Source organism: Metasolibacillus sp. FSL K6-0083, assembly GCF_038630865.1.
GTDB classification, from domain to species: domain Bacteria; phylum Bacillota; class Bacilli; order Bacillales_A; family Planococcaceae; genus Metasolibacillus; species Metasolibacillus fluoroglycofenilyticus.
This window is the reverse complement of sequence record NZ_CP152046.1, coordinates 3097882-3117639: the sequence shown is the minus strand read 5'-3', so window position 1 is coordinate 3117639 and position 19758 is coordinate 3097882. Positions and strand designations below refer to the sequence as shown.

Sequence of the window (19758 nt, the reverse complement as noted above, 5' to 3'; positions counted from 1 at the left end):
TTCATTATAGAGTAGTGTATCGCATTTGAGAAGTGTTTTTTACGAAACATACGAAATATCCTACTATATCGCTATCTATTCTTGCTTATTCTAGCAATTACCTTCGCTGCTGTATCGCGTCCGTTTTGAATACATGCGCCGATACCTACACCATAATAAGAGCAGCCTGCTAGCAGCATGTTTGGGTAATGTTCTGCCATTTCCTTCTCTACCGCTTTTAGGGCATCTCGATGTGCCAGGTCATAGCGTGGCATTTTATCAATCCACTTTGTAATATTTACTACGCTCGGCTTGTCATCAATATTTAAGCTCAGCTTAATATCCTGTAGAGCAATTTCCGTTAGTTGCTCATCTGACATAGCTGCAAGCTCCTCATAGCGGGGATTGCTATCTTTATAAAATAAACGTACTAGTAAATTGCCGTTCTCTGATGTATGTGCCCATTTACGACTCGTCCAAGTAGATGCATTACATTGCAAGTCGCTATTATGCGAAACAATAAAGCCCGTTCCATCCGCAGGTAAAACAGAGTCTGACACATTAAATCCAGCATAGAGTGTAAGAGCAGAGCCATTTGTAAATTGTTTTAAATGATGTGTCAACTGCTCATTTGTTAACAATTGCTTCACTGTTTCATTCGGTACTGCTAAAACAGCTATATCCGCAGCAATCATTTGTCCAGTATCTAGCATAATTTTATAATGCCCGTCATCCCTCGCAACCGATGTCACTGCTACCCCTTTCATAAACTCCACCTGTGGTAAGCTTTCTTCTATGCGATAAATAAAAGCTGACATCCCCCGTTGGAACGAAATAAACTTTTTATCTGCTGCTTTTTCAAATTGTTCGCGATGCGCTTTAAAGCCAGCCATAATACTACCGTAATTATTTTTATAATCTACTAAATAAGGCAAGGTCGAGGCAATTGACAATTCATATAAATTACCTGAATAAACCCCTGCTAAGACGGGCGCAATTTGCTTTTTAACGATGCCTTCACCTAAAAAATATTCCAAAAACTCACCAATAGAGCTATCCTTTGTAAAACGGTCATTTGCAATCTCCGCATCTTGTAAAACGCGCTGTTTTTCATCATCTGTCAATAATGTACTAGCCATTAAAGACTCCTCGCTCATCGGAATACCAAATGTAGAGCCCGCTGGAATAGCATGTAACTCATTATTTGTATGAATATATGAGATTCCTGTCGCATTATAAACAAGCTCATCCTCAAACTGCACTTCACGTACTAAATCAAGCACTCCCGGATGGCGTGCCACAATTGAATCCGCACCTGTTTCCATAATGAACTCATCGATTTGCTGAGAGCGAATTTTTCCACCTAATTCCTGATTTCCTTCTATAAGAACAAGCCTCGCATCGATATTTTGCTCCTGCACCTGTCGTGCCAAGTAATGCATTGTAGAAAGCCCTGTAATACCGCCACCAATAACTACAATCGTTTTCATTGTTGTCTCTCCTTGCTAAACGTCAATTTCTCTTATTTTTAGTATAGCTGTTTTTACGTTAAATTTCAGATTCGTTCTGTGACAAAAATGATAAGTTTAGCCGGAAATCCATAATTCCCCTGACTATCCAGTATTTGCGCCCGCAAACTATAAAATTCACCAGATTCATTGCTGATTTTGCCTGCAAATATGCTTGATTTGCCCATAAATTTTCCCAATGTAGCTAAGCAAAAAAGCCGATTCGTCACACAAATTGTGGAACCAATCGACCTTTTAACAATAATTAACTTTTACACAAGCTCTTTCGCAACTGTTGCTAGCGAATCGACGGAGTGTGAGACCTCATTAAATGCAGCTCCTAAATCATCGATGACTTGTCCAATAGTATGGACTTCTCGTCCTACTAGACTATTTTTTTGCTGTTGCTCTTCCATTGCTACTAAAATTTGTGTAAATCTCTGCGCAGTTTCTGACAGACTTTGCTCGCCTAAAGCAACTGCGGATTGAATGCGCTGCATAGATGACAAAAGCTTTTCCGTCTGAATATTAGAGCTTTGTAAAAGAGTCGCAACATTCTTAGTAGATAGCTTCGTTTGCTCCGACAAATTTCGCACTTCGCCCGCTACAACGCTAAAGCCTTTTCCCGCCTCACCTGCACGTGCAGCCTCTATTGCAGCGTTTAAAGAAAGCAAATTAGTTTGATCTGCTATGCTAGTTACAATCGCTATGATGCCTTCCATTTCCCTAGAAATCGTGACTAACTCATGAATATCTAGCGCAATTTCATCGACGGATTGAATAATTTTCTCCATTTGCTGCAGTGACCGGTTAATTTGATCATTCCCATCATTAGCACAACTCGTTGCATTACTAGATATTTGCAATGCTTGCTCAGCATAATTCACAACCCCCTCAGATTGCTCATGTAGCTGGCTAACAGCAGCCGAAGTTTGATCTGCAACAGCTACCAAATTTTCTGTAGCCTCTACAATTTGGCAGCTTATATATTCTTTTTGCTCCTCATGTTTAATCTTAGTTTGCTGAACTACGTTTTCAAACTCCTCTAACACAATTTGCTGTTCAAAATTTAATATTTTTGAAACTGCCCGCAATGTAGCAAATTGGTCTTTTGGATGTTCAATCTCTTGTTCTACAATTTCCATTAAATTAATAAATAAGTTTTGAAATGCGCCTATATAGTACTTTGTCGGCAAACCGATATGCACATGTACCTGTGCAATTCGTTGACGCTTTAAAAAAAATTGCTCATCAATTTGACCGCTAAACATCTCGCGAATATGTTTTTTCAACGTCTTTTTTAATCTTTCTACAGAACTATTATCATCAATAATTTTTGTTAAGCTTGGCTCCATACCGATGGCATCGTAAAAATAATCAACAATGGCCTCAATATTTTCCTCCACATATGGCTGAAACGCTTTTAAAAACTTCAAATCATCGTCTGTCATTTGCAGCATTTTTATTTGCTTTGCGATTTTAGAACCTTGGTCTATACGCATTTCAACAGCAAAATGATTGAGATGCATACGTTCATTCTTCTCTTTTTTTCTCAAGAACATAGCAACACCTACTTCTATTATTGTTTTTTATCGATTCCCTCTCTTAATGTGTGAATTTCCACTTGTAAAGCTTTTGAACGCTTATCGAAATAATAGATTCTATCTGCTGCGCGATTTAGGCCTGTATACTCGACTGCTGTCATTTTTACTACATCCTCACAAAATAAACGTAAAGTGCGAATACCCGCCTCCATTTTTCGCACCTCTTTACCGAATGTAATAATACCGTCAGTTGATGCTTGGTCTTTTTTAAGCTGACGTTTATGTGTGAAAATCATTTGATCTAAATGATGAAAGCGTTGCTGTTGCCTTTCCTGCATTTGTTGAAGCGTGACGTTATGTTGCTGTTGATCTTTACTATAAATACTATGTTCAGGTACCCTTAGCTGCTCCATAATTGTACACAGTGCTGTAATATCCTCCTGCTGCTCCAATAAAACTCTTTGTAAATCACGTGTTTCCTGATTCCCTACATCTTGTATTGAAAGTTGCTCGCTCATATTATCACATCCAGACTGTCTTAATTTCATTTATTTAAAGTATAATAATACAGTACTTTAGACAGGGAGCAGAAGTTTGCACTTACTTGAATTAACTATGCCCAAACATGCTTTTATAATCTATTTCACGTTAAATCGATTTTTTAAACATTTTACCTACTATGTTTATTTACAATAATTTTTTAGTATATTATACCCCTTATCAAAAAACTAACCAAGAGTTCTATAGTATCTATATATAAATATTTAAAAAGGACTTTTGAATTACCAAACAGGTAATGTTGACTATTTCACTTTTGCTGCTTGATGCCATCTTCGTGCCTCTTGTTCATTGCGTGCAACAATTATACCGCTTTCGTAATGCTGAGCTAGCTGTAACTTCGCCTCTGTATCACCGAGTAGTGCTGCTTGCTTAAAATAATGAATTGCTTTTACTCCATCTTGCATGCCGAACTGTGGCTCCGCAAAAATATAGCCCAAATTAAACAATGCATCGATATGATGTACTGTAGCTGCCTTTAAAAAAAATGCAATAGCCTTTTGTAAATTGTACTGCTGTCCTAGCGAACCTTCTAAATAAACCATACCAACACGGTACTGGGCCTCTACATATCCACCGTTTGCGGAGCTTAAATAATAATGGAATGCACGTTCTTCGTTTATTTTCGTTGCTAAGCCCTGCTCATGCATTATGCCTAACGTAAACATTGCCTCCACTACACCCGCCTCAGCTGCCTTCCTAAACCAGTAGAAAGCCAATTGTTCGTCTACTTCTACACCTTCCCCATTCAAATACATATCCGCCAAGTTATTGGCGGCATCAGCATGATTTTGCAACGCTGCTTTTTTATAATAATTCAATGCTTTATGCTCGTTTTCCTCTACGCCAAGCCCTTCAAAATAATAATTGGCAAGCTCATATTGTGCCTCCGCCTCATCTTCTATTTGCTGTAGCCATAATACTTTCTCTTTGTGCCAGCCATTGTCTCCATAAAGCTGCACTAGTTTATAAATGGCTTCCCGCTCACCGCGCTTTGCCATCTCTAATTGCTTAAACCAAAAAGCTTGCTCATCTTTAGGTAGTTTGGTAATTAATTTCTCTTGCTGAAACAAATTGGTCACCTCATTTGCCTTGTTGCTCGTGTAATAATGATTCAATTAAAAAATTTTTAAAATCATTTGCCGCTGGTGAAAGATAGCGACTTTTCACCCATGAAAGCCCTATTTTTCGATAACATGCTGGTTCACTTACTCGTATTTTCTTTACATTAAATTGGTCAAGTCCCTTCACATTTGGAATTAATGAGACACCAAGCCCTGAGCCAACAAATCCTGCAACAGTATGCATTTCTTCAGCAGAGAAAGTTGTATTTGTAGTAGTTCCAACCGATTGGAATAATGTATCGACCATTTGTCTTAGCGAATTCCCTCGTTTAATTGAAATAAATGGGTCGTCTTTAATTTCAATTAACTTTATAAATTCCCGCTCTGCTAAAGGATGATTTTCTGGCACAATAACAAAAAGCTCCTCGGTCCAAAGCTCTACCCAATCAATTTCTAAAAGTTTCGATTCAATTTTTTGCGATAAGCATAAATCAATATCCCCATCCTCTAAAAGCTTTAATAAACGTAGCGATGCTGATTGTGTTAAGGTAAATTGCATATTCGGATATTTTTTTGAGGTTTGCGCCATAAGCTCTGGTACAACCTCCATACCAAGCGTATGTATAAAGCCAAAGGACACCTCTCCAAAGCCCGGTTTCGTAATTTCAGCAAACTCCTGCATTACTTTACTATGCTCAGCTAAAATAATATCTACGCTTTCTAAAAATAATACCCCATAACGATTTAAAAAAATTGAGCGACCTTGTCGGTCAAACAAAGGGACGCCTAATTCTTGTTCTATATTAGCAATCGACTTGCTTAAGGCAGGCTGGGAAATACTCAGTTTCTCTGCGGCTTGCGTCATATGCTGCAATGTTGCAACTATTTTAAAATAATATAATTGTTGAATTTCCATTTTAACCCTCCTATTAATAACCAAATGGAATCAAAATGATAGAAATAATAAATTGTATTTATATTTTTTCACTACTATAATAAGCTGTAATAACAGCATCGTATAACAAAAAATAAATAAAATTACAAGAATTAAAATACATTTTTCTTAAAATTGTCATATTCTAATCTACAAAGGAGAACTTATTATGAAAATTGTTGCCCCAAAGCCTTTCACAATTGAAGCAGGTAAACGTGCAGTACTATTATTACATGGTTTTACAGGTAATACGAATGATGTAAAACGTCTTGGTCGTTATTTATCAGACCGCAACTATACAGTACATGCACCATTATATAAAGGACATGGTAGTGACCCAACAACATTAATTCAAACAAGCCCGAAAGAATGGTGGGATAGCGTAATTGAGGGCTATGACACATTGCGCAATCTTGGCTATGAGGAAATTGCTGTAGCAGGTGTTTCGCTTGGTGGTATTTTCTCATTAAAGCTTGGTGCAGAGCGCCCAACAAAGGCAATTGTTGCAATGAGTGCACCAGCCATTGCCAAAAGCACAGATAGCCTGCAAAATCGCGTAATTGAATATACGATTAATTATAAGAAATTATCGGGTACATTTGATGAAGCAATTGATAATCGCTCAAGCATTGCAAATGCAGTTAAAATGCCATCTCTTAAATATTTACAAGGCATGATTAACGACACAAGTGCAAAACTTGAAAGCATTCAAACACCTGTCCATATTTTACGCGGCTTACAGGATGATGAATATTATTGTGAAAGCGCAGACCTAATTTATAGCTCTGTCAAATCACGTATTAAATCAGTCAAAACATTTGTCAACTCTGGACATATTTTAACATTAGGTCAAGAGCGCGAACTCGTTTTTGAAGAAGTATATCGCTTCTTTGAAGGATTGAAATGGCAAGGATAGCTTATAGTTTAGCTGTACCTACTTTTAAGAAATCGTTTATATAGCAATTCGGGCTGAGCCTCTTGCGGGACAGCCCTCCTCCCTTTTCCTGAATAAATACGGAGGGGCTGTCGGGATAAACAGGTGTCAACCTACTCTCCCTACAGCCCCTTTAATCACTCAAACAAAGTTGCAAAAACAAACTCTGTAATTATTTTCGCTGCTTGTGCACGCGTTAAATCATTCTTTGGCGCAAACATGCCATCACTAACACCTTGTGTAATTTCCATGTCGTACAACAATGTAATTGCTTTTTGTGTTTCACTATCGTAGCTCACAATATCTTTAAATGGTGCTATTTTTTCTGGCTCATATGTTTCTTCAAATATATATTCATATAGACGCGCAATAATAAGTGCCATTTGTGCACGTGTTATTTTTTCTTCTGGCTTTAAGTAATTGCCATTCCCCTTCATAATGCCCGCTTCGTACACTACGGCAATTTCCTGCTGCGTTTTTTCCGCATAGCTAGAAATATCTTTGAAAGGTGCAGCTTCCGTCGCCTCTGTATTAATAATGCGTGCAATAATAGATGCTATATGCACACGCTTCAACGCTTGGTCTGGCTTAAATGAGCCATCCTCATAGCCATTCATTAAGCCTGTTGTTGCAACAAAAGAAGCATATTCCTCTGCCCAATGTCCCTCCGTATCAGTAAAGGTTACATATTCAAACTCTTCAAAATCATCCTCATAGGCAAATAAAGAATAATAAATTTCAGTTAAAAATAAATCTGCCACTAATTGATAGCCTGCTTCGCTTAAATGAATATTTTGCGGATTTGGCAAATATGTTTTAAAATCACCCGCAATATAGTCAGCTGTATTCACAAAAATAGCTAATTCATTATAAGACACATCTTGAATTGTTTTATTAATTGCTGATACAAGTGTATCTAATTGAATTTGTAAGCTTTCATCTAAATAAGGGAATGGATTATAGTAGCCCATAATGAATACCGTTGCTTCAGGATTAATTGCTGCAATTTCCTTTAAAATGGCTTCATAGTTTTTTCCCATTTGCTGAATTCCTTCAAAAACACTTTGCAAGTCAAACGCTAATGTTTCCTTATCAAAATGCTTTAGTATATCATTTGCGCCTGCGCTAATTGTAATCACTTCTGCATTCGCAATAGCATCTCGTATTGCAAGCGAGTCACTTTGTGGCCCATCTACATTATAAATAGGCTTAGTAACATTGTTTTTAATATCGTTTAATACATCCTCTGTCGTATAACCAGGATAGGCAAATCCTTTATTATATGAGCTTAAATTATACTCCTCTGTCATACTGTATGCCAGAAAATCTGCATAACTAAGCCCAAGCTCACCTGTTTCTTGAATACCAGCTGCAAGTGAATCACCTAATGCTAAATAATCAAAGCTTTCTGCTTCTTGCGCACTTACAGATATCGGTAAAGCCAATTGTAGTACTAAAAATAAAATGGCAACTAGTTTAAATGCCTTCATTTCCATAATCTCCCCTTTATTCATAATCACAAACGTAAGTTTTAACAGCTTGACCACGTTTTTACTAGTATACAATATTCATTATATTTGAACACTAGGGATGTCCGAAAAGGTCACCTTATTTTTGATATAATGTTTTGTCTATTCTTTTTAAATTCAAAGGAAGTTGCTAGATTCAGTGTTTTCACTCTTTTAACAAAACATCACTAAAACGTCCGAAAAGCAGTGCTCTACACGCTTTTCGGACGCCCTCTACCTTTTTTGAATATTAAAATTATCCCCTAGCAATAGCCAATTTTGTGGGAATGGTAAGCCTAGTCGCCAGTAAGCAATTCCCCTAACATTTAGCTTTTTCATTAAATCAAACTTTGCTTGAATCGACCTAGCATCTTCAAACCAAACAATATGCGATTGCCCCTCCTCGTTAACATAATGGAAGTAAGGAGCTTGTGCCGTTGTATCGTATTGAATGGCTGCATGATAACGCTTTGCTAGCTCAATTGCCCTTTGTGGACTCAGTGCAGTCGCTCTTGTTTGCCCCTGTACGAATGGTAAAGGCCAATCATAGCCATATAAATTTTGCCCCATCATAATTTTACTTGCAGGCATTTTCGTTAAAGCATAATTTAATACGCGCTCCACTTCGTTAATAGGTGATACTGCCATTGGTGGCCCTGTAATATAGCCCCATTCATACGTCATAAGTACAACGAAATCAACAACTCCCCCGATGGCACCATAATCATGTGCAATTTGCCATGGTCCCTGTGCTTCATCGCTTGTTTTTGGCGCAAGGGCTGCCGATACTAAATAGCCTGCTGGGTGGAACTTTTCGGTTGCCCGTCGTAAAAATTGTACATAAGCCTCGCGCTGACTTGCTGGTAATGCTTCAAAGTCGAAATGAATATCCTTCACATTTCCAACACGCCTTGCCTCATCCAAAATATTATTCAGCAAAACCTCCTGTACAGCGCTGCTCTGTAAAATATCCTGTGCCAGCTCTCCGCTAAAACTACCTTCTTCTAAATTCGTTACAACAAGCGACATCACTGCCTCTGACTGGCGTGCAATATCAGGAATTTGCCCTGCTGGTGGTACCTTTAATGAACCGTCTCTACGTGCTTCATAGCTAAAAAGAGCTAAGTATGTCAAATACGGGCTAGCCTCTCGCGCTTGATTAAGTACCGCCTCACTAACTGTATCTCCCCTTGGCTCAATATAAGCTAATGCCTCTGTATTGCTTTTCGTTCTAGGTGGGATATACAATCGTAAACCAACTGGCAATGTTTGATACGGATTAATGCCATTAATTTGTGCTAACGTCAAATAGTTCATTTGAAACCTCTGAGCAATTGACCATAGACTGTCCCCTGCACGCACAGTATAAAAATGTCCATATATTGGAACGACTAATGCCTGCCCTACAACAAGCTGATCTGGCTCTGGAATTTGATTGGCCTGAACAACTACATCCACCGTCGTACCATAGCTTTGTGCAATGCTCCACAAACTTTCCCCAGCTCTTACCACATGAATTTGAATCGCGGCTCCTCCTATCAATCAATTATGCTATCTGCATTTTATGATTTGGAAAGGGATTTCATGAGGAAACATCATTAATTGCAATTGAATTTTTTAAGTGGGGCTGTCCCAAGAGCCGTGCATAGCCAGCTTTTGGGATAGTAGCGATTATCTTTTACAAAAAAATAGAGAGCGCCTCCTTTAAAAATATGATAAACACGGGCTTCAACGATGTTTACCTTCGATAAAAGAGAAGCAATGAGAAGCTTTCATTCAATGCTTTGACAAAATAAAAGGGACTTTTCAGACAGTCCCAATTTTATTCTACGTTTTCCGATGTCTACCTACCAGAAATTAGTTAAAAATTCAAAGAGGGCTATCCCAAGAGTAAGCATTTCACTGCTTTTGGGACACCCTTTATTTTTATGTTACATTAAAACATTATAATTATTTTCAATTGTATGACGAATATTGGCAACATGAGCCTTAATCTCTTTTTCTGCACCTTCAGCATCACGATTACGTAGCGCCTTTAAAATTCGTTCATGTTCCTTTAAAGAGCTCTCATTTCGCCCTGGCACTAAAATTGTTTTGAATTGCAAACGCTTCAATTGTTGCTTAATTATGCGCACCATCTCAACGGCTTGCTGATTATTTGACGCCTTATAAATACAGTCGTGAAAAAGTAGATTTTTCTTGGAATAGGCATCAAATTGATGTGCATGTAGATTATCCTTCATCTCCTGTAAAATACTTTCTAAAAACGCTAAATCCATATCTGAAATATTTATTGCTGCATCCGCCGCGATAAGACCTTCAAGCACCTCACGAATTTTTAAATAGTTTCTGATTTCGTCTAAAGTAAAGGATTTTATAGTAGCACCTTTATTATTTTCAAGGAGAACTAAATTTTCTTGCTCCAATTTCAATAATGCCTTTTTAACCGTATTTCGACTAACACCGATTTCTATCGCTAAATCGTTCTCTATTAATTTTTGAGAGGGCTGATATATTCCTTCTAAAATTCGTTCTTTTATTAATTCATAGGCAATTTCTGATGGTCTTTTCAAAATAACACCCCATTTCGTATTAGTCATCCCTACATCTTTTTTGCACAGTTAGCAGGGGTTTCTGCGCAAGTCAAAATTAATTCTATATCTTATTTTAATGTAGATTCCATCGTTTAGAAAAGCTTCTTTAAATAATATTTTGAAAGGACTACTTGTTGACAACACTTGGTAGCCATGTTGTTAAAAACGGAATATACGTGACAAGCATTAGGACAATAATAGAAACAATAATAAATGGAACAATCGCTACAATCAGCTTCTCCATTTTTACATTGCCCACACTTGAGGCAATAAATAAACCTGCCCCAACTGGCGGTGTAAGAAGCCCAATTGTGGCATTCAAGCACAGCATTACACCAAAATGCACTGGGTCAATTCCAAAGCTGTGAACTAACGGCATAAAAATTGGAAGCAATATAATCATCACTGCCAGCTCGTCTAAGAAAATACCCGTAATTAATAAGAAAATATTGACTAACAATAAAAAGATTAACGGGCTCGTTGTCAAATCTCCCATTATAGAAACTATCGTTTGTGGGATGCGTTCAAATGCTAAAATCCAACCAAACATACTTGCTGTCGACATTAATAATGTCACTACCGCTGTAGCAATTGTCGCATTAATCAACAATTCAGGGAAGCCTCGAAACTTCAGCTCGCGATAAAAGAACTTACCAACAATAATGGCAACAACACAAGCCACAGCTGCGGATTCAGTAGCTGTAAAGACGCCCGACATCGTTCCGATAATAATTGAGGCTGGTACTAATAATGCTGGGATGATATTAACAAGTGAAGTAAATACTTCATTCCATGGTGCTTTTTCCGATTGTGGATAATTATTTTTAATACCTAATATCATAATAAGCACAATAAATGACAGTGCCAGTAAAATACCTGGAAAAATCCCTGCCATAAACATATCATTGACAGAAACACTAGCACCTACTGCATAAATAATAAAGAGCATCGAAGGTGGGATAATTGGACCTAATAAGGCAGCAGATGCAGTAGTCGCAGCAGCAAATTCACGCTTGTAACCCGCCTTTTCCATTTCTGGAACCATTATTTTACTCATCATCGCTGTTTGTGCAGTGGCGGAGCCGATAATTGAAGCTAAAAACATATTCGCTACTACGTTAACATACGCTAGACCACCTTTGAAGTGTCCAACGCTTTTTTTAGCGAATTCAATTAGTCGCTTCGTTATGCCAGAAGCATTCATTAACTCTCCAGCTAGCATAAATAATGGAATTGCTAGTAAACTAAAACTTTGCACACCAGAAAAAAGCTGCTGTGACACATTTTTAAGTAAAAAGGTTTGCCCCGTTGTAAAAATATAAACTAAGCTAATAATACCAAGCACTATTGCAATAGGTACTCGCATAATAAGTAAAATAAAGAATGCTAGAAACGTCCATGTCATTCTGCCTCACCTCCCCCAGAGTCAATTGATTTATTACTCGTATAGCTGAATCCTTTAATTAGGTGATTAAATGCATGGATCAATAAGCATACAAGTCCAAAGGGTACTGCTAAATAAGGTAAAAACATCGATATTTTCAGCCCCGGCGATATTTGCGTTTTGATAGATGGATTTGTCAGCCATTGAATAGCCATATAAGCAACAATTCCAGCAAAAATAATGACAGTCGCATAGCCCACGATGATGAAAGTACGTTGCCATCCTATGCTTAATCTATCGAACACCAGCTCCAAGCTTGAGGCCCTCATCGTTTTAATGCTCATGCTTCCCCCAACAAATGTTAACCAAATTAACATATATATCGCTAACTCATCAGACCAAGTAAGCGGATTATCAAAAATATAGCGAAAAGCTACACCAAGTGCTATACTGCATAACATTGTTGCCATTAAAATAACAGCCAAAATTCTTTCCATTTTATATAAAGCGTCGCTTATAACGGAAATTATTTTCATATGGCTCCCCCTTAGTACTTAGATATCCAATTAGACCAATTTAAAAATAGAAAAAAGGAAGAAGCCGTCTGCAAAACCATTTTAAGACGGCTCCTTATGCCGAGGTTAGTAACTAACAATATATGCTACTACCAAGCTAGAGCTGTCCGGAAAGGTCCATTCTTTTCGGACTAACATCTAGTAAAACTACATTTTCGGTTGCATTAGAAAGACCTCAATCTTTTTAGACAACTGCCTTCTATTTATTTTCAAACAGGGCTTAATGGACAGCCAATTTGTTATTTGTTTGCATCGATGAAATCTTTAATTGTCGCGTTCGAAGAAAATTGACCGTATACAGATTCACTTAAACTTTTAAATTCATCTACATTTTCAAGCTCATTTACAGTTACACCAAGTGTTTTTAACTCCTCTAACAGCGAGTTATCTTTTGCAATTCCCTCTGTTACGCCCCACTCAATGACAGAGGCCCATGTGTCCGCAATAATTTGGCGGTCTTCATCACTTAATTTATCAACTGTTCCTTTAGAGCCAATAACAATTTCAGGAAACACAATATGTCCTGATAAAGTTAAAATATCAGCCGCTTCATAAAACTTTTGTGAAACTGCGGCATTAAAATCTGTATCCACTGCATTAATAACGCCCGTTGATAATGATGTATATACTTCTGGTAAAGGCATGGAAGTTGGTCCTGCATTAATTGTTTTATAATATGACTCAAAAACAGGGCTTCCTGGAATTCGGATTTTTAAGCCTTTAAAATCGCTAACACTTTCTAATGGCTTTTCAGATAAAATATGCCGTTGCCCCGCAAAAAACAGTCCGTAGCCAACCATGTTTTTTACTTCCAAATCCTTCATCATCTGCTTAGCAGGCTCGCTATTTGCTGCATCTGCCGCTGCCTGTAAATCATCGAAAAGAAAGGGCATAAACCAGCCGTTTAAAGATTCTGAAATACTAGACATTGTCCCATTACTTAAAATAGCAAAATCCAATGTGCCTGATTCTACTTGCTGTTGCATATCTGCTTCTTTCCCAAGCTGGTTAGCAGGATAAATGTCAACCGTCATACGGCCATCTGAATTCTCCTCTAATTTTTCTGCAAATCTTTCTGCCACACTATATTTAATATGGGCTTCTGTTGCCTCATGTCCTAACTTAAATTTATACGTTTGTCCTGCTGCTGATTCTGTATTTATATTTGATGAGGAATCTTCTTTATTGTCCCCACACGCCCCTAATACAACCGTCAGTAATGATAACCCTAAAATTAACAACCATTTTTTCATAATGTGCCCCCTTTGTTTTTGCAAATATTTTTTAATCCACACAATTTTTAAAGTACTGCCGTCATTTCAAATTGAATACGCAAACCTTTTTTTAAGCTTTTTTCTGTTGTATGTCTAGCAGGTCGATTGTTTTCATTTGGAAACATTTTCAACCACTCGACGTTTACGTTATCTTTATATTTACGGTCAACCATATACACACTTAGATGAGCAATGTCATCCGTAGTTCCCCCCGCAGCCTTCATAATTTCACGTAAATAGTGAAATAGATTACGAATTTCCTCATCTATATCCTCTGGCACTATGCCTGTTTCTGGGTCTGAGCCAATGATAGCTGACGAATATACCATATTTCCAACTCTCACAGCAACAGGTATTGGATTGTCATGCCTTGACCCTGAAATATGAAGAACCTCACGCTTTGCCATTTTGCTGCACCTCCGCTTCTGCTTCATAGTAAACAACTCCCTCAGCCTCCAAAACAGAGCGTAAATTGTAAAAATCTAAGCTTATTTGCCCACTTTCAATTTTGGCAATTGTATCAGATTCCTTCTGTAAACGAGCATTGGAAAGCTGAAGTGTTTTTTCAAAATCCTCTTTTTTTACAACGACGATACCGTCATCGTCTGCCATAACAATATCACCTGCTGTAATAATAGCTCCTCCACACACTGCTGGTGCATTTACCCAGCCGCCTTTAATTTTATTAGTTCCTTGAGACAATACTTCTTTTGTCCAAACTGGGAAACCTAGTTCTCGAATTTGGCGCACATCTCGAATACCACCATCCATAATGACACCTTGTACGCCCTTTTTCATAAGTGCCGTTACAATTAATTCTCCAATCATCCCTGCAATCCCATTGCCCTCCGTTGTAATTACTAAAATATCGCCCGGCTGACAAACTTCAATTGCAGCATGAATCATTAAATTATCACCTGCTGGACAAATAACGGTCACTGCTGGTCCAACAATCATCTTATTCGATTGAATAGGCTTAATATTTGGATTTACTAATCCCTGTTTTCCTTGCGCTTCATAAACAGTTGAGACATCTAGCTTCCCATATTCAGAAAGGAGCTGTTGTGATGGTCTTTCAAAATTTCTTACTACATATTTTTGCATTATAGAAGCTCCTCTCCTACGAGTGGGAAGAAGCGAGAAAATGCTTCTGCTTGTTTATAGCTGCTATTACCTGAGCAGCGGCGTGCATGATTGCCGCGCAGCTCCGCTTTATAGCCGTAATAGCTAATTAAATGTCCTTGTGCTTTAAAGCATTGCATAGCGGCTTGCTTCTTCTCATATACATCCGAAATATCTAAAATAACATCCGGATTAAAGCTTGAAATTTCTGATTGATGCGGCTCAAATCCAAAGATTTTCGCTTGCTTCACCGTTTTTGTACCTTCAAGGCGCACACCATTCGATGTAGATAGCACTGATGCATCAAAAACAAACTTGGAAACAGCCTCATGGTCAGGATTAAATGCATCACGTGGCCCATGTGAAATAATAATATGTGGCTCGACAGCACGAATTTTTCGCACTAAGCGCTCCATTCTTTCTTCATTAAATTCCATATGATAATCTTGGAAGTCCCAAATTTCGATTTTATCCTCTGTTAACCCTAAGCATTTTGCTGCTGCGAGTAGCTCAGTTTTACGGGTTTCTTTTACATTTTCAAGCGTTTGTCCTTCTATATTCCATAAATCATTCGATTCGCCACGTGCTCCGTAGCTTAAAACGACTAAGTGTACATTTGCTCCGTACTGTGCATATTTTGCGATTGCGCCACCCCCTCGCCATACGAAATCTGCTGCATGTGCACTTACTACTAATACATTTGTGTTTGAATTAATCATTGTTAATTTCCTCCTAAATCCTTACTTATTTTCTTTAACAATAGGTGTACCATAAGTGTGGAATGTTTCAATCGTTTTATTGCCCCATGCCTGCCCACGCTTGCGGTCTTCTTCCGTCCATGTAATCGGCTCAAAGTCTGGGTCTAATACTAAATAGCCTCCAGAGCAAATCTCAATTCGATTTCCACCAGGTTCATAAACATAGACAAAATAAGTTTGGTTAATTGCATGCTTGCTTGGTGCGAATTCGATAAAAACATTTTGGTCAATAAATAAATTTGCTGCACGCCATATCCCTTCATTTGTGTCTACAGATAAAGCTAAATGATGAAAGCGCCCTTTTGTTCCAGTAGCGTCCCGCGAATATACGAGCTCATACGATTTGGCGTTAGAGCGATACCATACCGCACCTCTTGTACCATTATCGAGTACAATTTGCTCCGTCAACTTCATCCCTAAAACATGTTGTGCAAAGTCCCCATCAGCATCCGGATTGGAGGACAGGAAATTAATATGGTCTAAATTTTTTACTGCTGCACCTCTTCCGATAAATTTTTGATGCTGATTTTTTAATGTTGGTTTCAAATGCTCCGGTGCTTTGTATTTCTCAGTTTCAAAATACAGCTCCATTAAATGACCATCCAAGCCTAAATATTGGTAAGCACGACCATGACCAAAATCACCGTCAATCCATTCACCTTGTATACCTGTTGCTTCAATCGCCTGCACTCGGCGTTCTAATGCCTGTGAACTTCTAACCCTGAAGGCAGTATGACCAACACCCGGCTCATCAGATTGAGTCAGAATGATTGAATAATTTTCGTAATCATTCCAGCATCGCATGTAAGCCTTTTCATCAGTACGCTTAACAATTTCAAGTCCCATGCTTTCATAAAAGAATTCAATGCTGTCATTTAATTTTGGCGTTAAGAGCTCCACATGCCCGATATGAACAATATCGTCAAAATGCTCTATAGGATTTTCTGCCATTCTATTACCCCCTAACAATATTGTTGAACAATTTTGTAAATCAATTATAATCTTATATTTTAAATTAAGTCAATACTATTTTCTAATAATTCTAAATTTATAGTTCGAAGTGTTTTTTCTTTACATAGTGTTCTAACAGTGAATGCAATTTTTTCAAGCAAATTTCATTCAATCGAGTGCTTTAAAATAGCTTTTTAAGCACTTGACTTTAAATAAATGGCTAATTAAAATGAGGATTGTTCAACAAAATTGTTTACGGATGTGAACGGATATGAAATTTTACTTTGTTGTCTTTCTAACTTTTCTTTTTCAAATAGCTTTAAAAGGGAATATATTATTGGCATCTCTCTACGGCTTGCACTTACATGCTAGTCCATTCATGCTTGGGGGAATTATTGCTGCGGGCTCATTATTTCCGATGTTGCTCGCCTCTTTTGCAGGACGCTTGTCAGACCGGCTTCCACTCAATCTTCTTCTAGCAATTGGGATGATTGGAAGTGGTCTTTCACTTCTTACTATTTACTTGTTTAATAATAGTTTAATAGCTCTTTTAATAATTCAGCTTGCTTTCGGCTTATTTCAAATTATTACTGTCGTCAGCAGTCAAAATCTAGTCGGTGTGTTAAGCACAGAAAAAATGCGCACAAAAAACTATGCCTCCTATACATTAAGCGTATCGTTTGCGAATTTTTTTGGTCCTTTATTAGTTGGGTTACTCATCGACTTATCAAGCTACTCCTATGTCTATTTACTACTCGGGGGAATTTCTATATTGCCAGGGGTCATTTTTTTATTTATGCGACTTCAAGCTTCCTTCAATAAAAAAGTGACCGCTGTAGAAATCAGCTTTTATGAATTACTTGTTCATCCAGATTTAAGAGTTGTTTTTGTAACAAGTGGTGTTATTTTAACGGCGGTCGGACTATTCGAGTTTTATTTCCCGATATACGGAAATACAATTGGACTTTCAGCATCAATTATTGGCACACTCCTATCAATTAATGCTGTTGCATTTATTATTAGTAGGTTGCTAATGAATAAGCTACAGCGTCACTTCAGCCCTGAGCAAATTATTGGTGGGTGCCTTATCATTGCAGGAAGTGCCTTTTTCCTACTTCCATTTATGACAGCGATTCCTCTATTAGCGGTCATCTCTTTCATCATGGGTATAGGACTAGGCTGTTGCCAGCCACTATCAATCGTCATGGCTTACAACAGTGCACCAGCCGGACATACTGGCGAAGTTCTCGGAATTCGTTTAACGGTTAACAAGGCTGTCCAGTTTGCAGTTCCTATCATTTTTGGCAGCATTAATTTTCTTGGTTTCTTCCCAATCTTTTGGATGAACACACTACTTTTGTTATTCAGTGGCAAATCCTTGCTCAAAGATAATTCAAAATAAAAACCCGGCAATTCTTATGTAGAAGTGTGAATATTCTGAATCGTTTGCGTGCCTGGCACTCAGTAAATAAATTCAGCAGGATTATTTTTTTCTTAATTGGGTAATTAATAATAGTAAGTTGATTAAGAAAGCGAGGAAATCATATGAAAAGATTAGCAAAATGGTTGATTATTCCGTTAAGTATTTTCCTATTAACCGCCTGTAATAATGATAAAGTAACGGAAGTACCTGTCACAACACCTAGCAATCCAGATAATGCGGCAAATGGCAATAATCCTGCGGCTGCTTCGCCTTTTGCCTTTACACAATTTTCGTTAGAGGTAACTTACGGTTTAACAGAAAAATACGAGGTTGATTATGAGGTTGATAAAAAGGGAACTGAGGCAGAAATTGATGACAAAATAAACGGTGAAAAGCTAAAAGGCAATGATGCTTTTGCCAAGCTAGAGCCATTATTCCAAGCGCTAACATTTGATGCAGCAACGGACAATGCCACAATTGCTTCCGAAATATTAACGGTATTTGAATTGCCTACAGACTATACAGAGTTTGAACTTGAGGTACGCTTTACTGATGGCACAGAAAAAGAGTTTAAGCGGACTCAATAAAGTGAACTTTCACCCCCCACTTCACCAATCGGATTTTACAGGCTGCGAGAACTTTATTATGTTTTAAAATAAGGTCTTACAGCCTGTTAATATGCAGTGTGAAGAACTCTTTTATTAGCTTAGGATACAAAATCGTCATTTTTTATATAATATAATTAATTTAGACTATTCCCAACAAAGAACATTTGTTCTAAAATGAAATTAACTTGAATCTGGGAGGTCTTTATATGACTAATAAGCCATCTTTACAGCTACCAAATGACTTTGAACAATATCGCACAATCATTGAAGAAACGATGCAGCCTGTTATTGAAATCAACACAACTGAATGTAAAACATCGCTATATGAAAGTAAATTTGAAGGCAATCCTTATTTCCCTTTAACAATGAAATATCCTACAAATAACGAAGGGCAGCCATTAAAATTACTTGCTCAAATCAACTTTGCAGACGTACCAAAGCATTTACCACATTTCCCAATCGAGGGTATTCTCCAATTTTATATTGATGGCTATGATGATGTACTAGGAATGGATTTTGATAATGGACAAAATCCAGCCGGCTTCCGCGTTATTTTTCACGAGCAAATTATTCAGGACGAATCACAATTAATGCAGGATTTTTCTTTTGTTAAACTACAAGGTGAGGAATTATATTTTCCTGTCGAAAAGGAAATGGCATTATCATTCGAAGAAAGCTTCGAGCCTTTAATGATTGATGATTTTCGCAGTAATGAGGTTTATGCAGCAATCCAGCAACAAGTGGAAGAAGACGTAGAATTAGAGGATAAATTTTACGAAACATTTAGCGGTACAGGACACAAAATGGGCGGTTACCCTTTTTTCACACAAGAAGATCCTCGTGCTTATGGTGATTACACTGACTCTACCATTTTGCTATTACAAATAGATAGTATTGGTAACGATATTATGTGGGGAGACTGTGGTGTAGGTAATTTCTTTATTACAGAAGCTGATTTACAGCGTAAAGATTTTAGTAATGTCCTTTATAATTGGGACTGCCATTAAAAACAAGCCAACATTAATCCCTTCCTAACAATC

Annotated in this window: 20 protein-coding genes; 4 read left to right on the top strand and 16 right to left on the bottom strand. The window is 37.7% G+C overall.

Annotated features, from left to right (window positions below; all coding sequences use genetic code 11):
• Positions 1 to 71: 71 nt before the first annotated feature.
• The 6 genes from hemG to MHB51_RS14640 all read right to left on the bottom strand — a co-directional run bounded on the left by hemG (position 72) and on the right by MHB51_RS14640 (position 5569).
• Entirely contained in the window at positions 72 to 1469 is a 1398-nt protein-coding gene (gene hemG, locus MHB51_RS14665) for a protoporphyrinogen oxidase (protein ID WP_342558459.1), read from the bottom strand.
• Positions 1470 to 1534: 65 nt separating this feature from the next.
• The gene (locus tag MHB51_RS14660) at positions 1535 to 1675 is read right to left on the bottom strand and encodes a hypothetical protein (RefSeq protein WP_342558458.1); all 141 of its coding nucleotides are present in this window, start codon (positions 1673 to 1675) and stop codon (positions 1535 to 1537) included.
• 84 nt (positions 1676 to 1759) lie between these two features.
• Complete coding sequence (locus MHB51_RS14655; RefSeq protein WP_342558457.1) at positions 1760 to 3049, bottom strand: globin-coupled sensor protein; 1290 nt, start codon at positions 3047 to 3049, stop codon at positions 1760 to 1762.
• A 17-nt stretch (positions 3050 to 3066) separates the two neighbouring features.
• Positions 3067 to 3579, bottom strand: coding sequence for a hypothetical protein (locus tag MHB51_RS14650; RefSeq protein WP_342558456.1), 513 nt, complete (start codon positions 3577 to 3579; stop codon positions 3067 to 3069).
• 255 nt (positions 3580 to 3834) lie between these two features.
• Entirely contained in the window at positions 3835 to 4662 is an 828-nt protein-coding gene (locus MHB51_RS14645; RefSeq protein ID WP_066165765.1) for a tetratricopeptide repeat protein, read from the bottom strand.
• A 10-nt stretch (positions 4663 to 4672) separates the two neighbouring features.
• The gene (locus tag MHB51_RS14640; protein WP_342558455.1) at positions 4673 to 5569 is read right to left on the bottom strand and encodes a LysR family transcriptional regulator; all 897 of its coding nucleotides are present in this window, start codon (positions 5567 to 5569) and stop codon (positions 4673 to 4675) included.
• Positions 5570 to 5756: 187 nt separating this feature from the next.
• Here MHB51_RS14640 and MHB51_RS14635 point away from each other — a divergent pair, with 187 nt between their 5' ends.
• Complete coding sequence (locus MHB51_RS14635; protein WP_066165759.1) at positions 5757 to 6503, top strand: alpha/beta fold hydrolase; 747 nt, start codon at positions 5757 to 5759, stop codon at positions 6501 to 6503.
• Positions 6504 to 6658: 155 nt separating this feature from the next.
• Here the strand turns inward: MHB51_RS14635 and MHB51_RS14630 are convergent, their stop codons facing one another.
• From MHB51_RS14630 to MHB51_RS14585, 10 genes are all read right to left on the bottom strand, one after another.
• A complete protein-coding gene (locus MHB51_RS14630) occupies positions 6659 to 8011 on the bottom strand; it encodes an S-layer homology domain-containing protein (protein WP_066165859.1) in 1353 nt (450 codons plus the stop codon).
• Between the two features lie 252 nt (positions 8012 to 8263).
• Complete coding sequence (locus tag MHB51_RS14625) at positions 8264 to 9553, bottom strand: glycoside hydrolase family 18 protein (protein ID WP_066165856.1); 1290 nt, start codon at positions 9551 to 9553, stop codon at positions 8264 to 8266.
• A 407-nt stretch (positions 9554 to 9960) separates the two neighbouring features.
• The gene (locus MHB51_RS14620) at positions 9961 to 10602 is read right to left on the bottom strand and encodes a GntR family transcriptional regulator (protein ID WP_066165757.1); all 642 of its coding nucleotides are present in this window, start codon (positions 10600 to 10602) and stop codon (positions 9961 to 9963) included.
• Between the two features lie 148 nt (positions 10603 to 10750).
• Positions 10751 to 12028: a TRAP transporter large permease gene (locus tag MHB51_RS14615; RefSeq protein ID WP_066165754.1), complete on the bottom strand. Its 1278-nt coding sequence runs from the start codon at positions 12026 to 12028 to the stop codon at positions 10751 to 10753.
• The gene (locus MHB51_RS14610; protein WP_342558454.1) at positions 12025 to 12543 is read right to left on the bottom strand and encodes a TRAP transporter small permease; all 519 of its coding nucleotides are present in this window, start codon (positions 12541 to 12543) and stop codon (positions 12025 to 12027) included. The genes MHB51_RS14615 and MHB51_RS14610 overlap by 4 nt, the downstream gene beginning before the upstream one ends.
• A 278-nt stretch (positions 12544 to 12821) precedes the next feature.
• The gene (locus MHB51_RS14605) at positions 12822 to 13835 is read right to left on the bottom strand and encodes a TRAP transporter substrate-binding protein (protein ID WP_066165748.1); all 1014 of its coding nucleotides are present in this window, start codon (positions 13833 to 13835) and stop codon (positions 12822 to 12824) included.
• Between the two features lie 47 nt (positions 13836 to 13882).
• Complete coding sequence (locus tag MHB51_RS14600; RefSeq protein WP_066165745.1) at positions 13883 to 14263, bottom strand: RidA family protein; 381 nt, start codon at positions 14261 to 14263, stop codon at positions 13883 to 13885.
• Positions 14250 to 14960: a 4-carboxy-4-hydroxy-2-oxoadipate aldolase/oxaloacetate decarboxylase gene (locus MHB51_RS14595; RefSeq protein WP_342558453.1), complete on the bottom strand. Its 711-nt coding sequence runs from the start codon at positions 14958 to 14960 to the stop codon at positions 14250 to 14252. Before MHB51_RS14595 ends, MHB51_RS14600 begins: the two co-directional genes overlap by 14 nt.
• Positions 14960 to 15697 (bottom strand): PIG-L deacetylase family protein, encoded by a 738-nt coding sequence (locus MHB51_RS14590; RefSeq protein WP_342558452.1) that lies wholly within the window; start codon positions 15695 to 15697, stop codon positions 14960 to 14962. Before MHB51_RS14590 ends, MHB51_RS14595 begins: the two co-directional genes overlap by 1 nt.
• Positions 15698 to 15718: 21 nt before the next feature.
• A complete protein-coding gene (locus tag MHB51_RS14585; protein WP_342558451.1) occupies positions 15719 to 16687 on the bottom strand; it encodes a VOC family protein in 969 nt (322 codons plus the stop codon).
• A 271-nt stretch (positions 16688 to 16958) separates the two neighbouring features.
• Here MHB51_RS14585 and MHB51_RS14580 point away from each other — a divergent pair, with 271 nt between their 5' ends.
• The 3 genes from MHB51_RS14580 (at position 16959) to MHB51_RS14570 (ending at position 19725) form a co-directional block, all read left to right on the top strand.
• Positions 16959 to 18089 carry an MFS transporter gene (locus MHB51_RS14580; RefSeq protein WP_342558450.1) on the top strand — a complete coding sequence of 377 codons (1131 nt, stop codon included), beginning with the start codon at positions 16959 to 16961 and terminating at the stop codon, positions 18087 to 18089.
• A 143-nt stretch (positions 18090 to 18232) separates the two neighbouring features.
• Positions 18233 to 18697 carry a YusW family protein gene (locus MHB51_RS14575; protein WP_342558449.1) on the top strand — a complete coding sequence of 155 codons (465 nt, stop codon included), beginning with the start codon at positions 18233 to 18235 and terminating at the stop codon, positions 18695 to 18697.
• 227 nt (positions 18698 to 18924) lie between these two features.
• A complete protein-coding gene (locus MHB51_RS14570) occupies positions 18925 to 19725 on the top strand; it encodes a YwqG family protein (protein WP_066165730.1) in 801 nt (266 codons plus the stop codon).
• Positions 19726 to 19758: the final 33 nt, after the last annotated feature.